We start from the raw sequence: 17,683 nt of genomic DNA on the forward strand, positions 1-17,683 counted from the left end.
GTGCTGGTTGCCTTGGTGGCGATGGAGGGCAAGACTTTGTCCTTTACTTTTGTGTCTGTGGTCGGTTTGGCGGCTGGCGTCACTTGACTGCGCCCTGGGTCAGGCCGGACATTACCCAGCGCTGGGTAAAGAGGTAGACGACGATCGCCGGCGCCATCGCCATCAGGTACGAGGCGAAGGCGACGTTGTAGCTGTTGCTGAACTGCGTCTGGAAGATCTTCTGCAGCACCGGGATCGTCTGCAGTTCCGGGTCGGAAATGATGAGTGACGGCATCATGAAGTCGTTCCATGACGCGATGAAGGCGAAGATGCCCACCGTTGCACTCATCGGCCCGAGCAGGGGGAAGATGAGCTTCCAGAACACCTGCCACGTGCCGGCGCCGTCAATGCGCATGCTTTCCTCCAGCTCCAGCGGGATGGAGCGCAGGAAGGCCGTAAAAAGCATCGTGTTGAACGCCAGGGCAAACACGATGTGCAGGATCGCGACGCCGAGTGGATTGTCCAGTCCGACAAGGCCCGTGAGCTGGATCTGCGGCAGCGCCACCACGGGGAACGGGATGAACATCGCCGCGAGCAGGTAGAAGAAGGACCAGCGGAAGAGCCGGCGGTCCCAGTTGCGGACGATCGCGTAGGCTGCCAGCGCCGACACGATGATCTCCCCCGCAACGGCGGTCACGGACACGAACACCGAGATTCCGAAGCCGCGCGGGAAGTTCGTGAGCGTCCATGCCTGGACGAAACTGTCGAAGGTCAGGGGGCTTGGCAGCGAGAAGGCGTTGCCGTCCACCGCCTGGCCGGTGGTTTTGAAGGCCATGCTGATGGTGACGTACAGCGGGACGAGCACGCTGAGCGTGCAGACGATAAGGATGATGGTCGCAGGCCAGTTGCTGCGTTTTTTGCCGGCGCGGATCGGATGTTTCTTCCCGGCGGCCGTGGGTCCTGCTGTGATGGTGCTGGGTGCGCTGCTCATGCTGCGACCCCTCCTTTGCCACGAGTGAAGCGAAGCTGGATGAGTGCGATGACGATGCTGATGAGGAAGAAGATCACGGCATTGGCCATCTGGTACGCGTAGTCGCCGCCTTCGAAGCCACGGAAGATCGACATCGCGACGCTGCGTGTGGCGACTCCGGGGCCGCCGTCGGTAAGGCCAACGATGATGTCGTAGGCGTTGAGGTAGTTCTTGAAGCCAAGGACCATATTGATGACCGCATATCCGGCGACCAGCGGCAGGGTGATGTGCCGCAGGTTGTGCCAGGGCGAAGCTCCGTCGATGGAGCTTGCCTCGTAGACCTCGGCAGGAACCGTGAGAAGCCCTGCGATGTAAATCAGCATCGCACTCGGAATGGACTGCCACGCCGCGACGAAGACGATCGCCAGCCACGCCAGATCGGGGTTGGCGAGGATGCTCGTCGCCAGCGGTTCGATTCCCATGCTTTGGCCCACAAGCGGCAGCGAGTTCGAGAAGAGGTACTGGAAGACGAACGCGATGACGATGCCCGAAATCACCATGGGGATAACGAATACCGTGCGCAGTGCAGCGCGGAAGCGGACACGGGACGTGAGTCCCAGCGCCAGGAGGAAGGCCACGGCGTTGACGGCGATGACGGTCACGAGCGCAAAGGCGAGCGTGAAGCCGTAGGCGCTGAGGACCCCTTCATCCTGGAAAACCGCTATGAAGTTCCGGATGCCGATGAAGTCGAAGTCGCCGAAGCCGACGGAGTTCGTGAAGCTGTAGACGAATCCGAGTACAGCCGGCAGCGTGACGGCGACGGTGAAAATCGCCAGCGCCGGGAACAGGAAGAAGTAGTAGATCGGATCGAGGCGGCGCTTTCGCGCAACCGTCGCTCTGGTCGCTGCCGGGGCCGTCACCACCGCTCTAGTGGAAGGCTTAGTCGTCGATGACATGAATGGTCCTCGTTTCGTGCATTAGAACGGAAGTGGTGGTCACGCGCGGAAAGCCAGGCGCGCCCAGTCGGCGTCAAGCCGGCGCAGCGTGCTCTCGACGTCGGCGCCGCCGATGATCGACTGAAGATAGTTCGCGGCGGGAATGGAGTTCGGAATGAACTGTGAGGCTCCCATGTAGAAGCGGCCGTCGTCGTAGTACTTCTGCATCTCAACGATCCGGGGGTCGGTCACCGCTGGCGCGTCCTTGGTGGTGCCAAAGCCCAGGAATTCGGCGTTGTAGGAGTTCTGGATCTCCGGCTCCATGAGGTATTGAAGGAAGTCGCGGGCACCCTCCTGGGCGTTGGCGACTTCGGGAACCCAGAGCGAAAGGTCGATGTTAACGCGGACCTTCAGGTCGGCGGGGTCGCCGGTCATCGGCAGCGGAAAGGTGCCGAGATCCACATCTGTGCCGGCCTTTTCAATCTCTCCGAAGGCCCACGGCCCCTGGAAGTACATCGCTGCCTGCCCCTGCGCCATGGCAGTGTTGCCGTCCCCGTAGCCGCGGCTGGACGCATCGGGGTTGACGTACGACGTCAGCTGGACCATGCGCTTCACTGGCTCAAGCAGCGTTTTCTGGAACGACACCTCGGAATCCGGTCCGACCTTCTCGCCGATCCGGTGCATTGCCTTGTAGAAGTCGCGCACGTCGACCATGCCGCCGACCGTGTAGTCGAACAGGCCCTGGGCAATCGTCCAGGGGTCGCGGAAAGTGCCGTAGATCGGTGTGATGCCGGCTGCCTTGAGCACCTCGCAGACCTCGATCAGTTCATCCCAGGTTGTCGGGACGGACAGCCCGTTCTGTTCGAAGATGCGGCGGTTGTAGATGACTGAGGCAGCCATGACCGAGTAGGGGATGACGCTCGTACGGCCCGGGTAGGTGGGATACCAGTTCGTAAGGTCGAGGACGTCGTCCCGGATGGAAGCTGCTGCCGGAAGATCCGAAAGGTCCGAGAGCGCCCCGCGCTCCATGAACCTGGCCATCTCAAGGTTGTAGTTGAGGCAACCGAGATCCGGCGGACTGCTGCGCACAAAGCTGGCAGAAAGATTTGTCGCCATGTCATGCAGGACGCGGACCTGGTCCTGCGACGCGGAAAACTTTGCCGCCAGATCGCGGAAGTATGGGACAGCTTCAGGTTTGGACTGGTGGAACGTGACGGTGGGGCGTGTGCCTCCCGGTGCACAACCGGCCAGGGCGAAAGCGGCCAGCGCCCCCCGGAAGCGGCAAGGAAGGTGCGACGGGAGACTCGCGTCCCGGCGGACGTCAAAGGTGGCAACATCGGCTCCTAAGTCGAATTTATTTGGATCTTATATTTAGGTCCTATATGAGGATGGGGGATGCGGGCGATATCGTCAAGGGATGAATACGACGTCGGCGAGCTCAACGCAGCTGTTGCGGCAAATCAACTCCGATGCACTGCTTCGCTTCGCCCTCGAGGAACAGGTGTTCACAGCCGGAGAGGCCATGGCCGCGACCGGGCTGACACGCGCCACGGTACTCGGCGTCTGCGACGGTCTGGTCGACATTGGCTGGCTTGAGGAAGTGGAGGACGGGCAGTCCGATGGCCGTACTCACAAAGGCCGGCCGGCCCGCCGCTACCAAGTGCGTGAGGCTGCCGGTGTTGTTGTTGGGCTGGACGCGGGGGAGTCCTACTTCACGGCGATCGTCGCCGACCTGCGCGGCCGCGAGCTGAACACGCGTCGACAAAGTATTGACTCGCATGCGCTGGGGCGTGCCGGCCGCGGTGCGAGTGCACGGGAGATGATCCGTCTGACCCTCCGCGACATCGGACGCACCCTCGACGACGTCTTACTTACCGTCGTCGGCGTTCCCGCGCCGATCGACGCTTATGGCATGTCCCCCGAAGGCGACTTCTGGCATCTGATGAATTCCGGCTTCGCGTCCCATCTGCCGGGCATGGTCATCGTCGAGAATGACGCCAACCTCGCCGCTATCGCCGAACGCGCCCACGACCCGTCAGCTAATCAAGCAACGTTGCTGACAGGCGAGCGATTCGGCGCCGGCCTGATCGTCGATGGGCACTTGCTGAGAGGACCGCGGGGCGGCGCAGGCGAGATGCGATTCCTCGACACTCTTACCGCCGGCAAGTTCGTGCCCGACGAAGGGGGCACGGACGGGTTTGGCGCACTTGCGCGGAAATGGGCACGCTCGCGCGTTCACTCATACGAGGGCAAAACCATGCTGCGGCACATCCCCGAGGGGGAAATCACCGCGGAGGACGTCTTCCAGGCAGCCCGCGAGGGAGATCCGTTCGCGGCGGACATCATCGCCCGGCTCGGGGACCGACTGGCGCGGATTGCGGTTGTGCTCTCCAGCCTTCTGGACGTTGAACGCGTCATCATCGCAGGAGGGATTTCACGGGCCATCGAACCTGTCCTCGAACACGCACGCACCCTGCTGCGCACGGATTCGGACCTGCCGCTGCCGGAACTCGTTGCGAGCACATTGGGAGCGGAGGTGGTGGTCAGAGGCGCCATCGAGTCCGCTTTGACACGGATCAAACACGAACCTGGCGCGTTCCTCCCGCGGCCGCCCGTTCCTGAAGAGCTGCGGGGCAAACTCCAGTGAAACCGGTATGCCGAATGAGGAAGGCGGGGCCGGAGTTTTCCGGCCCCGCCTTGAGATTAGGACTTATGGTTTCAGCCCGACCATGGGAACCACAACGGGTGATGCTGCTTGCCAGTCAAGAACCGCGGCCTGGCTTTGGCCCTCGCGGACAACCACATCCAGGGCATTTGGATCGCTGGTGTCGGTATCCCGTGAAGGTGTGCTGCCGTCGAATACGCCGGCGCCGCCGCCGAAGCGCCACTCCTTGATCCAGGACGGATCTCCGGCCGCCCAGTATCCGCCGTCGTAGACGGGACGTACGTTGCCGATGCCCTCACCTGGTTCGGCGTTTCCAAACATGGCAACGGCGAATTTTGCGGAGGCAGGATTCAGGTTGCCCAAGCCAGCCTTGGGCACCATGGTGACGATCTGGCGGGCTTCCGGCACCGTCAGCAGTGTCACGGCTGACGTGCGGGTTCCGTCAGGAGCATAAACGCCCGCCCCGTCGAAGCGACCGTCGGTGACAACGACGGAATCCCAGGCATCTTCGACGTTCATGTTTGTGCCCGGCAGGGCCGGGGTGGGGGTCGTATCGCCGTTGCTGAGGTAGACGTTGATCCGCTGGTGTGAGATGCCCTGACCGCCCCAGGGGTTGGTGACCTCGCCTGCAATGGTGGTGACAAACGCGTAGTTATCGTCGGCATCATAGACGTCGACGTCAGTGAGGTCGAAGGCGCCGGGGACGTAGGCCGGGTTGCTCGGGTAGGTGTAGCTTCCAGGACCGTTGTCATCTCCAGACGGGTCCTGCAGTCCGCCGATGCGGGTGCCGTAATGCAGGACGGTCCGGTCCTCGACGGCAGTGCCGCCGTCGGCTCCCACGGCGGCTACGGTCACTGTGTTCTTGGTGCCGGTAAGGGATACGTCCAATGAGAACTTGGATGTGCCGTCGCCCGTCGGGGTAAGCGGGGCCTCGGCAACATTACCGTTGACGGAAACGTATACCTTGGCTGCAGCCGTGATGCCAGCGACAGTGGTGCTGGGGGAGTCGGAAGTGCTGAGCTGGGCAGGTGATTCGACCGTAAGTGCGGGTTCGGCGACAGCGCCTGAACCGTACCGCCGAGCAACGTTCTGCGGTGTCTCAACCGGTGATCCGTTTTCCATGCCCGCAGCAAGCCGCACGTACTGTGCCATTGCCCACGAGAGCGGCGAGGCGGAGCCGGTGCTGCGACCCAGTTCGTGGCGGTAAGTTGTCGGTTCATCCTGGTCCCAAACCTGCTCGGGAATCATGAATCCGTCGTTGGCTGCGGAGTGCATGGTTGCCAGGTACGGGAGCGCATCCTGACCGTTAGCCAGCGCGTATTCGCCCCGCTCACCGGTCAGCAGCGGCCAGAGTCGTCCGATTCCGGTCCCGTCCCATGGCGAACCGTCGGCCTTTTCCCCGTAGCCGTCGTACGTGTAGCGATGCCACATGCGGCCGCCTGGGGTGTCCTGTGAAATGGAGGCGTCTGTCTCGGCAAGGGAATCCGCGACGTGCGCATCGGCGGGCGGCTTCACGCCAAGCCGGACAAACTCCAGGAAGCCGGCGTCCAGCACGGCGTTCTCCGGATGGATGCCTGCACCGTTGCCCCAGTCGCGGACAGCGCCATCGTTGGGGTCGCCGCTTCCGCTGATGCGCAAGTAGTAGTTGCCGTCACCTACCGGTCCGTTGGTCGTGAACATCCACTTTTCCGTGTTGCGCTGCCACTCGTCCGCAGTGGCCCGATAAATCGCAGCGGAAGCGGCGTCACCATTCCCTTCTGCTATGTCTCCGGCAGCCGCCAGGGCGGCGATCTGCGACGCCAGGGTCGACGTTGAATATCCGCCTGTTTCCTCCCAGCGTTCCTGCGGGGTCTTGGGGCCGGCGGCAACAAGATAGTCCGCTGCGGGCTTGAGTTCTTTGGCGTAGAAGTCAGCATCTGTGCGTCCAATTTGGCTCGCCAGCAGGATGGGAAACGCTGTTTCATCCAACTGGATCCCGTTCTGGCCCACGGTTCCGTCAACCTTCGACGTCTGCGGGAAATGTCCGTCCGGCAACTGCTGATACTTGAACAGCCACTCAACGCCGCGGCGGGCAGCTTCCTCGTCCCCGGCAGCGAGCAGGGCAGTCACCGATTGGTACATGTCACGTGCCCACACCGCGTGGTATCCCTCACGGTGTTGCTCGGCGTTCGCTACCTGCCCCCACGGCGTGGTCAGCGATGCGATGAAGGCCCCCGGGAAGGTCTTGTCTTCATGGGCTTTGACCGTCATCAGGGAGACGTTGTACTGCGTCAGAAGATCACCGTCCAGGGCCTTGGCCGGCTTGTCCAGGGATTGCAGGTACTGCTTCCATTCTTTGGTGTACTCCTTCGACACTCTGGGGAAGCCTTGCTTCACGCTCGCGTTTGCGGTCTCGAGGGCCTCCTGCGCATTCGCGCCAAAGCCCAGGGCAAGGGAGAATTCCGTCTTTGCTCCCGTCAGCGCGATCGTTCCCGTCTGGGCGATATTCCCGGGCCCGGCGCCGGTGTAGGCGCCGTCGAGTCTGCCATCTGCACCAAGGTCCGTTCCGCCGTCGCTGGTGCCGACATATCCGGTGCTGGTGGCGCTGAATCCTGAGCTTGAAACCACTGCGGAGGCAACCGGGGTGTCCGGAATGGAAAGGTCTTCTGCCACCAGGGCATTACCGACAGTCCTGCCGGAGTCCCCGCCGGAAGTGCCGGCCAGGGAAGGATCGAACAGGGCATGGAGCTGGTAATTCCCGCCGTCGAGCACCTCGAAGGTAACCCCGAGCATCACAGCAGAGCGCTGCGGGTCTGTCACATAGGTTTTCGTCAACCGCCAGCGACTGGCACTGTCTTCAGTGATCTGCCGGTAGCTCAGCGCCTGCGGGTCAGCGAGCTCCACCCGCCGGGTCGTGTCCTCATTCTCACGCTGGGTGCGGGATCCGTCGCTGACGGCAAACTGGAGTTCGCGGGTATTGGGGGTGTCTGCGCGCGGGTAGTACACCTCGCTGAGGGTCCCCTCTGTCAGGGTGTACCAGACCTTCGAAGCTGTGCTGACGGACGAGCCAACGCCCTCCTTGTCGCCTTTTGTCCACGTCGCGGAAGCCCCCGGCGCCCCCGGCGCGGGTTCTGCTTCTGCGCTGGCAGGGGAAAAGGCGACAGTCGACGCCGCAACTGCAAGGGCGACGGCGGCGCAGCCCGTTCTAAGGTGATGCTTCATTGCTCTCCTCGGTTTTTGAGCACCTGGTATCCCCATCAGTGCTCTCGGGACGAATATATAAAAGCCGTTAATAAACGCACCCCTAGTATGGTGAGCAGTACATAAGCCGGTCAAGGGATGGCGTTGAAAAACAGCACAAGAAAAACGGAGGCCACGCTCCCCGTGCTCCGCAAGATCTCCGCCTCGGCCGTGATGGGAGCCCTCGTTTCCGGCGCCAAACTGGATGCCAGCGGCCTCATGGAAGCGACCGGCCTTTCACGGCCTACCGTCCTGGCCGTCTGCGACGAACTGCTCAAGCTGGGATGGCTGACCGAAGACGGGACCCGCCCGGGATTGCCCACGCGAAGCGGACGCCCATCACGACGGTTCGGGCTGAATGCCAGGGCCGGCTACGTGCTGGGGATCGACCTCGGAGCCACAAAACTGCAGCTGTGCTTGTCCGACCTCGCTGGCACCATCGTCGCCGAATGGTCAGAAAAGTGGCGCGACGAGCACCTCGGGGCGCCTGAACGCCTACTGGTCGCACGGAAGGCCACACGGGAAGTCCTGGCCCGGTCCGGCGTGGATCCGTCCAAGGTGATGGCGGCCGGGATGGCAGTGCCTGCCCCCGTCAGGCCAAACGGACATGCGGTTGCGCTGGAGTCATACCTGCCGGGGCTTTCCTCCCTGGACCTCCGCCTAGCCCTCCGACCGGACTTCAACTGGCCACTGATCGTCGACAATGACGCCAACCTCGCTGTCATCGCCGAGCGCTGGATCGGCGTAGCCCAGGACCTCGATGACGTCGTGGTGCTCCTCTCCGGCGAGCGGTTGGGTGCCGGGATCTACATTGGCGGCCGGCTCATTCGCGGCGGAGGGTCAGCCGGTGAAATGCGGTTCCTCGAACTGGTGGAAGGCGTAGGGAATACAGACGCCATTGGCGGCATGTGCCGGGAACTGGGGGCTATTGCTGCCGCAGACATACTGGACGGCGAGCGGCCGGGATCCCCGAACAGCAGCGAGCTGCTGCGTCTCTGCGGCGGAGTTCCGGCCGCGGTGAACGCCGAGATGGTGATCGAGGCGGCCCGGAAGGGCGACCCCGCAGCATCCGAAGTGATCGATATAGTCACGGAGCGCACAGCCCGTGCCATTGCTGTTGTAGCTACCCTCCTGGATCCCCAGCTGATCGTACTCTCCGGCGGCCCGGCAGGGGCGGGGGATGTCCTCATCCCGTCGCTCGACGAAAAGCTGAAAGAGCTTAATTCCGCTCACCCACGCCTCGCCGCCTCGACACTCACTGACCATGCGGCCCTCCGCGGGGCAGTCCGGGTCGCGCTTGACCACGCCTTTGCATTGTTACTGGACTAGGACAGAATCCTGGCAGGGGTAGCGATCCGTGTGACGGTGGTTCGCCTATCAATGGAGGCCTTGGCGGAACGCTAAAGGAAGGGGCGACGGCGGCACTGAGGTGAGTGCCGTCGTCGCCCCTTCCTTGAAGACCGTCAGCTGACGGTTTAGGACACTTGCCCTAATGCACTTTGGCGTCCACCACGTCCAGTTCTTCCGGAGCCGCCGGAACTACCGGACCTGACGACGGGTGCGCCGCGACTGCCGCGGCGTGCTCCGCCAGCACCCCGGTCTGATGGCGGATCTTCAGCCGGTACAGCAGGGCCCCGCCGCCGGCGACCGCCGCCACGAAAAGCACCCCGCCCCACTGCAGGTACCACTCGAACGGCGGCACGGAGTTGTAGATCTCCTGGCGCGGCCACACCAGGTTCACCGTCATGGCGCCGCCCCACAGGACCGCGAGGATGTTCACGGGCAGTCCCCACGTGCCCAGGCTGAAGCCGGGCTCGGAGCCGTCCTCGGCAAGCGGCCACTTCTTCAGGAGCCGGTTGCGCAGCAAGGGAACGGTGACCAGCAGGTAGGACAGGTAGATCAGGACGATGCTGATGCTGGACATGATGGTGAAGATTGCCGGCTGCATCACATTGACCAGCAGCGGGATGACGGCCATAACGCCGATCACGATGGCAGCGACGGTGGGGGTCCGGCGGACCGGGCACACCTTGCCGAGCTGCCGGCTGAACGGCAGGTTGTTGTCCCGCGCCATGGCGAACATCATGCGGATCGCGGCGGCGTGGACGGCGAGGGTACAAACCACCACGGCCACCACGATGCAGGCGAGGAATGCCTTGCCGAAGGGGCCCCCGAGGACGGAGAGCACCAGGTACTGCAGCCCGCCGTCGGCCGCCCCGAGCTTGGGGTCGGCCAGGTCCGGAGCCGCGAGGATGCCAAAGAGCAGGATCAGCCCGCCCAGCACGAAGGATGCCGTGACGGCACGCAGGATGGCCTTGGGTGCCGTGCGTTTGGGGTCCTTGGTTTCCTCTCCGAGGGAGCTGGCTGTGTCGAAACCGTACATAACGTAGCCGGAGGCCATGGCGCCGATCAGGAACACGCCGAAGAAGCCAAGGTCGTGGCTCTCCCCGAAGCCTGCGGTGTCGAAGAAGACCTCAGGCCCACGCATCACGTGCCAGCCCAGTGCGAGGATCAGGAGTACGGCGGCGATCAGTTCCACGAAGACGCCGATGCTGTTGATCCTGGTCATCAGCTTCACGCCGAAGGCGTTGATCATTGTGGAAATACCGATCATGATGCTGGCCAGCACCACACCGTTCATGGCGAAATCGTACGGGCCGGTGCCATCACCGACGAACTGGAAGCCGGACCAGAGCTGGGGCAGGGTGAGCTGCAGGGCAAGGGCCACGGCGCCGAGCGCCACGATGGACGAGATGAGCAGCAGCCAGCCCGCCAGCCAGGACCAGGTCCCGGAGGCGAGCCGCTTGGCCCAGTTATACACCGATCCGGCCACCGGGTAGCGGCCCGCCAGTTCGGCAAAGCACAATGCCACCATCAGCTGGCCCGCGAAGACGAGGGGCCAGGACCAGGCGTACGCCGGGCCGGCCATGGAAAAGCCAAAGTAGAACAGTTGAAATACACCGGTGAGGATGGAGATGTAGCTGACGCCTGCCGCGAAGCTGGCAAACTTGCCGATGCTCCGGTCCAGGGTCTGCGTGTAGCCAAACTCGTCCATGCCGCTTGAATCAATACTCTTGCTGGGTTCCGCCATGTGGACTCCTAAATCAGAAAAGCACGATGATGATGACCGGCCGGCTGTGGCGCATGGAAGGTTGATGCCCGCCGCCGGGACCTTGCCGCTTAGGCGAGGGACGCGGTGAGCTCCATTTCTTCCATGGTCATGGTGTCGCCGGACCGGCCGGCGCGGATGAGGTCCGCGCAGCGCTCGCCGATCATCATGACGGTGATGTTGGGGTTGACGGTGACGTGTTCCGGCATGACCGAGGCATCGGCGACGCGCAGGCCGGTGACGCCCTTGACACGCAGCTCGGGATCCAGCGGTGACATGTCGTCGTCGGAAGGGCCCATCCGGACGGTGCCCACCGGGTGGTAGACGGTGTTGTGGGTCTTGCGGATGTACTCCCGCAGTTCCTCGTCGGTCTGTGCCTCGATGCCGGGCGAAAGCTCACGCCCGGTCCATTCCGCCATGGCGGGCTGCCCGGCGATTTCGCGGGCCTTGCGGATGCCGGCCACCATGACGCGCATGTCGTGGCCGTCGGGGTCCGTGAAATAGCGGGGGTCCACCATCGGCTTGTCGCGGAAGTCGCGGCTGCGCAGCCGGACGGTGCCGCGGGAACGGGCGTGCGTGACGTTCGGGGTGAGGCTGAAGCCGTTCTCCGTGGTGGGGTAGCCGTGCCGCAGGGTGTTCATGTCGAACGGGACGGAGCCGTAGTGCATCATCAGGTCCGGGCGGTCCAGGCCGTCCTCGGTGGGGGTGAAGATGCCGATCTCCCACCACTGCGTGGACGTCTGCACCATCGGCTGTTTGGCCTCGAACTGCACGACGCCTTCGGGGTGGTCCTGCAGGTGCTCACCCACGCCGGGGGAGTCCACCAGGACCTCGATCCCGTGGTGGGCGAGGTGCGCTGCGGGGCCGATGCCGGAGAGCATCAGCAGCTTGGGGGAGTCGATGGCGCCGGTGGACAGGATGACCTCGCGGTGCGCGGAGAGCCGGTGGGTCCGGCCGAACGCCGAGTCCACCACGTCCACGCCGGTGCAGCGCTTGTCCGCGTCGAATACCAGCTGGCGGGCGCGGAGGCCGGTGAGGAGTGTGAAGTTTTCGCGCTCGATAATCGGGTGGATGTAGGAGACCGAGCTGGAGGACCGGGTGCCGTCCGCGCGGCGGTTGATCTGGAAGAAGTTGGCGCCGTTGACCACGGTGGTCCCGGTGTTGAATTTGGCGCGGGGAATGCCAGCCTGTTCGCAGGCATCGAGGAGCGCGACGCCGGCAGGATCCACCGGGGGCACGTTCATCAGGTGCACGGGGCCGGAGTCCCCGTGGTGCGGGGCGTCCGGGCCGGCGTCCTCGTTGGTTTCCAGGCGCCGGTAGAGCGGCCAGGCCGCGTCGGCGTTCCAGCCGGCGGCGCCGTACTTGGACTCCCACTCGTCCAGGTCCTCCCGTGGAGCCCAGAAGGCGATGCACGAGTTGTGGCTGGAGCAGCCGCCCATGACCTTGGCGCGGGCGTGGCGCATGAAGGAGTTGCCGTTTTTCTGCGGTTCCACCGGGTAGTCCCAGTCGTAGCCGGATTCCAGCAGCTCCATCCAGCGGTCCAGCTGCAGGATCTCGGGGATGTTGCGGTCGTCCGGGCCGGCCTCCACGAGGGCCACGGTCACGTCCGGGTCCTCGCTCAGCCGGGCGGCGACGGCGGCTCCGGCGGATCCGCCGCCGATGACGACGTAGTCGAATCCGCGCTCGCTGAGGTCCTCGATGTTGTCGAAGTGCATCTAGTTCTCCTTGCCGTGGCCAGCGAACCAGCCGGTCACCTGGGGGCTGGTGTTCTGGTAGATGTGCTTGGCTTCCTGGTACTCCGCCAGGCCCGTGGGGCCCAGCTCGCGGCCGACGCCGGACTGGCCGAAGCCGCCCCACTCAGCCTGGGGGAGATAGGGGTGGTAGTCGTTGATCCAGATGGTGCCGTGCCGCAGCCGGGACGCCACGCGCTGCGCCTTTCCGGCATCCTGCGTCCAGACGGCGCCGGCCAGTCCGTAGATGGTGTCGTTCGCGGTGGCCACGGCTTCGTCCTCCGTGCGGAAAGTCTCCACGGTCACCACCGGGCCGAAGGCCTCGTCCACGACCACGGACATTCCCCTTGTCACGCGGTCCAGGACGGTGGGCTGGTAGTAGAAGCCGCCGTCGTACTTTTCCCCCGCCGGCGCCGCGCCGCCGCACCGCAGCCGGGCACCCTCCTTGATGCCGCGCTGGACGTAGGCGTGGACCTTGTCCCGGTGGGCTGCGGAGATCAGCGGCCCGGTTTCTGCGGTCTCGTCGAACGGGCCGCCCAGCCGGATGTCCTGTGCGCGCCGGACCAGCTCGTCCACGAAGCGTTCGGCGATGGATTCCTCCACCAGCAGCCGGGCGCCGGCCGAGCAGACCTGCCCGGAGTGGACGAAGGCGCCGTTGAGGGCGTTGTCCACGGCGGCATCGAAGTCCGCGTCAGCAAACACCACGTTGGGGTTCTTGCCGCCCAGCTCCAGCGCCACCTTCTTGACGGTGCCGGCAGCAGCTGCGGCAATCCGCTTGCCGGTTTCCAGGCCGCCGGTGAAGGAGACAAGGTCGACGGCGGGATGGTCCGAAAGCGGTGCACCCGCCTCCGCGCCGGGGCCGGTGACGAGGTTGGCCACGCCGTCCGGCAGGCCGAGGTCCTGCAGCAGCTGCATGGCCAGGATGGCGGTGGACGGCGTCAGCTCGGACGGCTTGAGGACGAAGGTGCAGCCGGCGGCCAGTGCGGGCGCAATCTTCCACGCGGCCTGGAGCAACGGGTAGTTCCACGGAGTGATGAGGCCGCAGACGCCCACGGGCTCGTAGACGATTTTGCTCACGACGGCGGGGTCCCCGGCGTCCACCACGCGGCCGGACTGCTGCCCGGCGAGCCGGCCGAAGTATTCGAAGCAGGCGGCGACATCGTCCATGTCGATGCGGCTTTCAGCGATCCGCTTCCCGGTGTCCAGTGACTCGGCGCGGGCGAACTTCTCCCGCCGCTCACGGAGTTCCGCGGCGACCCGGAGCAGGAAGGTTCCGCGCCCGGGCGCCGGAACACTTGACCAGACTCCGGAGTCGAAGGCTGCCCGGGCCGCCGCGATGGCCCGTTCGGTGTCTTCCCGGCCGGCCTCGGAGACCGTGGCGGCCAGTTCACCGTCGGCGGGGTTGTGGATTTGGCGTACTGCGCCGGAGGCTGCCGGCTCCCACGCGCCGTTGATGAAGAGGGTGGATGCTGTCTCGTCGTTAGACGGTGTGGCGTAAGTCATACGGAGGACAGTAGCGGAGGTTGAACGAGTGTTCAATACCTATCTTGAACAGACGTTCAAGATTACGGAGGAGGCGGAAGCCGCCGGGATGGGATGTGCCTTACTGCCCCTGGAGCGCGTCCCGGCTGCTGCTGGCGTCGCCCGGCGGGGCGAAGGCGATCTGCTCCGTGCGTGCGATGCTCCGCTGGATGGATTCCTTGTCCACGCCAAGGAGCGACGTCAACCACATGCCGTTTTGTATGACCACGATGTCGGATGACCGCGCGCGGCATTCCTCCCAGGAGAGCCCGGGCAGGGCGTTGGACACCAGCGCCGCCAGGCCGTCGATATAGCGGTCGAAGGCGGCAGCATTGATCTGTGCATAGTCCTCGTCTGCCTGGGCGAGGGCCCAAAGGTGCAGGCGCAGGGACAGGTAGCGGGTGGTCAGCAGGTCGGCGCCCGCTACCCGCCGCAGGGACTTGCGCAGCTGCTCGTCCGGGGGAGACGACGGATCCTGTGCAACCAGCAGGAGATCGTGCTCGTCCACCCGGCGCAGGGCCGCGCGGATCAGGCTGGTCTTGTCGTCGTAGTAGTAGTTCACCAGGCCCAGGGCCACCCCGGCTTCACGCGCCACCGCACGCATGCTCACCCCTGAGATACCGTGACGGGACAGCAGATCGAGCGCTGCTTCGAGGATGCGGGACTGCCTGTCGATCTGTTCGCCATTGTTCACGGTGGTTGTCCCCATCTGGCCAGACTATTGCCAAACCCTTCACGAGTGCACTTTGAGGTTCACGCCGTGGGGCTGGCCTGGCCCTTTCTGCGGTCGCCATCGGGCCGGCCGCAGGCCCAAAACCAAGTAGTGCCGGTCAGCGTGCGCTTCAGAAAACGAGTACTCAAAGAGCAAAGACAGGTGTGCGACTACGCGTGTGCTGTTGCCCCCTCAGCCCATACCTTGAAGTACGTTGCGCCCGCAGTGGGCACATGGTCTTAGGGAGACGCACATGATGAATTCGCCAGGTAGGACGACTGCTGCTGGGGATAGGAGCCTGCTGGGGCGGACGGGCACCCGGGTGGCCGCGGCGGTTGCGGCTGCGGGGCTGGTGCTGGCTGGAGGCGGCGTCGCTTGGGCAGACGCGATCGCGAACAGGCTGGATACCACGGTGGACACCGTCGCGGAAGCCATGACGTTGAACCTCGGTGGCTCTAACGGCACAACCCAGCTGTACGTGGTCAAACTCCCGGATTACGGTACGAATGGCTGCACGATCCAGGGCGGGGAAGCCATTAGCCTCAGCCTGGTATCAAGCGATCCGGACGTGGCAACAGTATCTCCGGCCACCGCGACTTTCGGGAGCTGTGGAGCGGAGACCACTCTCACCGTTACGCCCAAGGGACTTGGCACCACCAACATCGTTGCCACGCCCGGGACCAACACTACGGGCGAACCCTACGACGTCACGCCGGTCAACTTTGGCGTGACGGTGGTGGCTCCAGCCCCTTCAAACACAGCTCCTGTCCTCACCATGTCCGGCGTAACGCCCGGTACCTCCTACACGAAGGGGTCAGCCCCCACCGTTGTCTGCCAGGTGGCGGATAAGGAAGATGGCGCCAGTTCCTTCAACGCCACGCTTGGTGCGCTCTCCGGACCGGACGCCGCCAACGGCCTCGGCTCCCAGACAGCGTCCTGCAGCTACACCGACAAGGGTGGGCTCACCGCCGCGAGTTCGGTAACGTACAACATCGTTGACGGCACGGCCCCCGGGATCAGCTATACCCTCGACGCGGCGCAGCCGGACGGCTTGAACGGGTGGTACCGGAACGCCGTCACGCTGAAGTGGACCGTCACCGAGGGCGACTCGACCAGCACCCTGAACAAGGTCGGCTGCAACGACGTGACGGTGGCGCTGGACCAGCTGCCTGCTGACTACTCATGCTCCGCGAGCAGCAGCGGCGGCTCGGCCGGCACAGTCACCGTCCCCATCAAGAAAGACGGCACGGCGCCGACGGTGAGCTACGCCGACGCGACAGGAAAGGCCGGCAACGACAACTGGTACACCTCCGACGTACTGGCCCGCTTCATTGCAACAGATGCCACATCCGGACTGGCCCCGTCCTCCCAGGAGGTGTCCTCCAGCGGCGAGGGTGCCGATGTAAGGGTCCTGAGCCCTGCGTTCACGGACAACGCGGGCAACACCGTGCCCGACGGAACCATTTCCCAGTCGTTCAAGATCGACAAGACAGCCCCCAGCGTCACCTATGACGCTGCAACCGGAACCGCAGGCTTTGGCGGCTGGTACACCTCCGATGTCCAGGCCAGCTTCAAAGGAACGGACCTCACCTCCGGGCCCCTCAGCGCAACGCAGACGGTGACCTCGTCCGGGGAAGGCGAAGCCGTGACTGTCCAGAGTCCTGCATTCTCGGACAACGCCGGCAACACCACACCTGCCGGCGCCGCTTCCCAGCAATTCAAGATCGACAAGACGGCGCCGTCCGTTGGCTACGACGGGGTCGCATCAGGCACGCTGGGGGAGAACAACTGGTACGTGACCGACGTCGGGGCCCGCTTTACGGCAACGGATGCGACGTCGGGACTGCTGACGTCCTCGCAGACGGTGTACTCCAGCGGGGAGGCAGCGGATGTTAAGGTACTGAGCCCGGTATTCGTAGACAACGCAGGCAACATCACGCCTGCGGGCGCCACGTCCCAGTCCTTCAAGATCGACAAGACAGCGCCGACGGTCCGCTATGTGGGCACGAGCCCCGCAGCCAACCACGACGGCTGGTACAACACGGACGTCGAGGTCACCTTCGGCGCCACCGATCTCGTGTCCGGACCGGTTGACGCGACGAAGAGCGTGACAGCGTCGGACGAAGGGGACACGGTGACGGTCCAAAGCCCCGAGTTCAAGGACCGCGCCGGCAACGTCCGTGCTGCGGGCGCAACCTCCACCACGCTCAAGATCGACAAGACGGCCCCCACGGTGACCTTCGATTCGGTCATCGCGGACGGCTACTACGGGTCGACGCCCGCGGAGCCGACCTGCTCGGCCTCCGATTCACTGTCCGGAGTGCTTGGGACCTGCGAGGTTACCGGTTACGGCACGGGAGTTGGGAAATACACCCTCAGGGCCACGGCCACGGACCTCGCCGGCAACACCACCACCGTTACCCACTCCTACGAAGTCAAGGCCTGGACCATGAAGGGCTTCTACCAGCCGATCGACATGGGCGGTGTCTTGAACACGGTCAAGGGCGGCAGCGCTGTGCCGGCCAAGTTCGAGGTTTTTGCGGGCGAAACCGAGATCACGGACCCCAACCTGATGAAGTTCACCATGGGAACCATCGTCTGTGCACCGAACGCCCAGACCGATGCTATCGAGACGACAGCGGCGGCCGGCAGCACCGTTGTCCGCTATGACGCCATCGCCGGCCAGTTCATCTACAACTGGAAGACGCCTGCAAGCCCCGGCAGCTGCTACCAGCTCACGATGACAGCAAAGGACGGTACCTCGATCAGCGCCAACTTCAAGCTGAAGTAGCGCCAACGGCGGCGGCGCCCAAGGACGTGCGCCGCACAGAAGGGGCCCGGTC

Annotated in this window: 10 protein-coding genes and 1 pseudogene; 3 read left to right on the top strand and 8 right to left on the bottom strand. The window is 64.5% G+C overall.

What is annotated here, in order from left to right; genetic code table 11:
• Positions 1-79: 79 nt before the first annotated feature.
• The 3 genes and pseudogenes from GK109_RS11130 to GK109_RS11140 all read right to left on the bottom strand — a co-directional run bounded on the left by GK109_RS11130 (position 80) and on the right by GK109_RS11140 (position 3,221).
• Positions 80-970, bottom strand: a complete 891-nt coding sequence (locus tag GK109_RS11130) for a carbohydrate ABC transporter permease (RefSeq protein ID WP_157240426.1) — start codon at positions 968-970, stop codon at positions 80-82.
• Positions 967-1,905: a carbohydrate ABC transporter permease gene (locus tag GK109_RS11135; protein ID WP_157240427.1), complete on the bottom strand. Its 939-nt coding sequence runs from the start codon at positions 1,903-1,905 to the stop codon at positions 967-969. Before GK109_RS11135 ends, GK109_RS11130 begins: the two co-directional genes overlap by 4 nt.
• A gap of 39 nt (positions 1,906-1,944) precedes the next feature.
• Positions 1,945-3,221, bottom strand: a pseudogene (locus GK109_RS11140) (ABC transporter substrate-binding protein).
• Positions 3,222-3,301: 80 nt separating this feature from the next.
• On the opposite strand from GK109_RS11140, the gene GK109_RS11145 reads away from it, so the two are divergent.
• Positions 3,302-4,531 (top strand): ROK family transcriptional regulator, encoded by a 1,230-nt coding sequence (locus GK109_RS11145; protein ID WP_157240431.1) that lies wholly within the window; start codon positions 3,302-3,304, stop codon positions 4,529-4,531.
• Positions 4,532-4,594: 63 nt separating this feature from the next.
• Here GK109_RS11145 and GK109_RS11150 read toward each other — a convergent pair whose 3' ends face one another.
• On the bottom strand, positions 4,595-7,750 hold the full coding sequence (locus GK109_RS11150; protein ID WP_157240433.1) for a glucan 1,4-alpha-glucosidase: 3,156 nt from the start codon (positions 7,748-7,750) through the stop codon (positions 4,595-4,597).
• 123 nt (positions 7,751-7,873) lie between these two features.
• Between GK109_RS11150 and GK109_RS11155 the strand changes: the two genes are divergently transcribed.
• Positions 7,874-9,097 carry an ROK family protein gene (locus GK109_RS11155; protein WP_197432446.1) on the top strand — a complete coding sequence of 408 codons (1,224 nt, stop codon included), beginning with the start codon at positions 7,874-7,876 and terminating at the stop codon, positions 9,095-9,097.
• A 160-nt stretch (positions 9,098-9,257) separates the two neighbouring features.
• Here GK109_RS11155 and GK109_RS11160 read toward each other — a convergent pair whose 3' ends face one another.
• The 4 genes from GK109_RS11160 to GK109_RS11175 form a co-directional block, all read right to left on the bottom strand.
• The gene (locus GK109_RS11160; RefSeq protein ID WP_157240437.1) at positions 9,258-10,859 is read right to left on the bottom strand and encodes an APC family permease; all 1,602 of its coding nucleotides are present in this window, start codon (positions 10,857-10,859) and stop codon (positions 9,258-9,260) included.
• An 89-nt stretch (positions 10,860-10,948) separates the two neighbouring features.
• On the bottom strand, positions 10,949-12,592 hold the full coding sequence (locus GK109_RS11165) for a GMC family oxidoreductase (RefSeq protein ID WP_157240439.1): 1,644 nt from the start codon (positions 12,590-12,592) through the stop codon (positions 10,949-10,951).
• Positions 12,593-14,110 carry an aldehyde dehydrogenase family protein gene (locus GK109_RS11170; protein WP_157240440.1) on the bottom strand — a complete coding sequence of 506 codons (1,518 nt, stop codon included), beginning with the start codon at positions 14,108-14,110 and terminating at the stop codon, positions 12,593-12,595.
• Between the two features lie 100 nt (positions 14,111-14,210).
• A complete protein-coding gene (locus tag GK109_RS11175) occupies positions 14,211-14,837 on the bottom strand; it encodes a TetR/AcrR family transcriptional regulator (protein ID WP_157240442.1) in 627 nt (208 codons plus the stop codon).
• 256 nt (positions 14,838-15,093) lie between these two features.
• Here GK109_RS11175 and GK109_RS11180 point away from each other — a divergent pair, with 256 nt between their 5' ends.
• Positions 15,094-17,631, top strand: coding sequence for a PxKF domain-containing protein (locus GK109_RS11180; protein WP_157240444.1), 2,538 nt, complete (start codon positions 15,094-15,096; stop codon positions 17,629-17,631).
• The last annotated feature ends 52 nt before the right edge of the window (positions 17,632-17,683 follow it).

Origin of the sequence: Pseudarthrobacter sp. GA104 (assembly GCF_009741265.1) — a bacterium.
GTDB lineage: Bacteria > Actinomycetota > Actinomycetes > Actinomycetales > Micrococcaceae > Arthrobacter.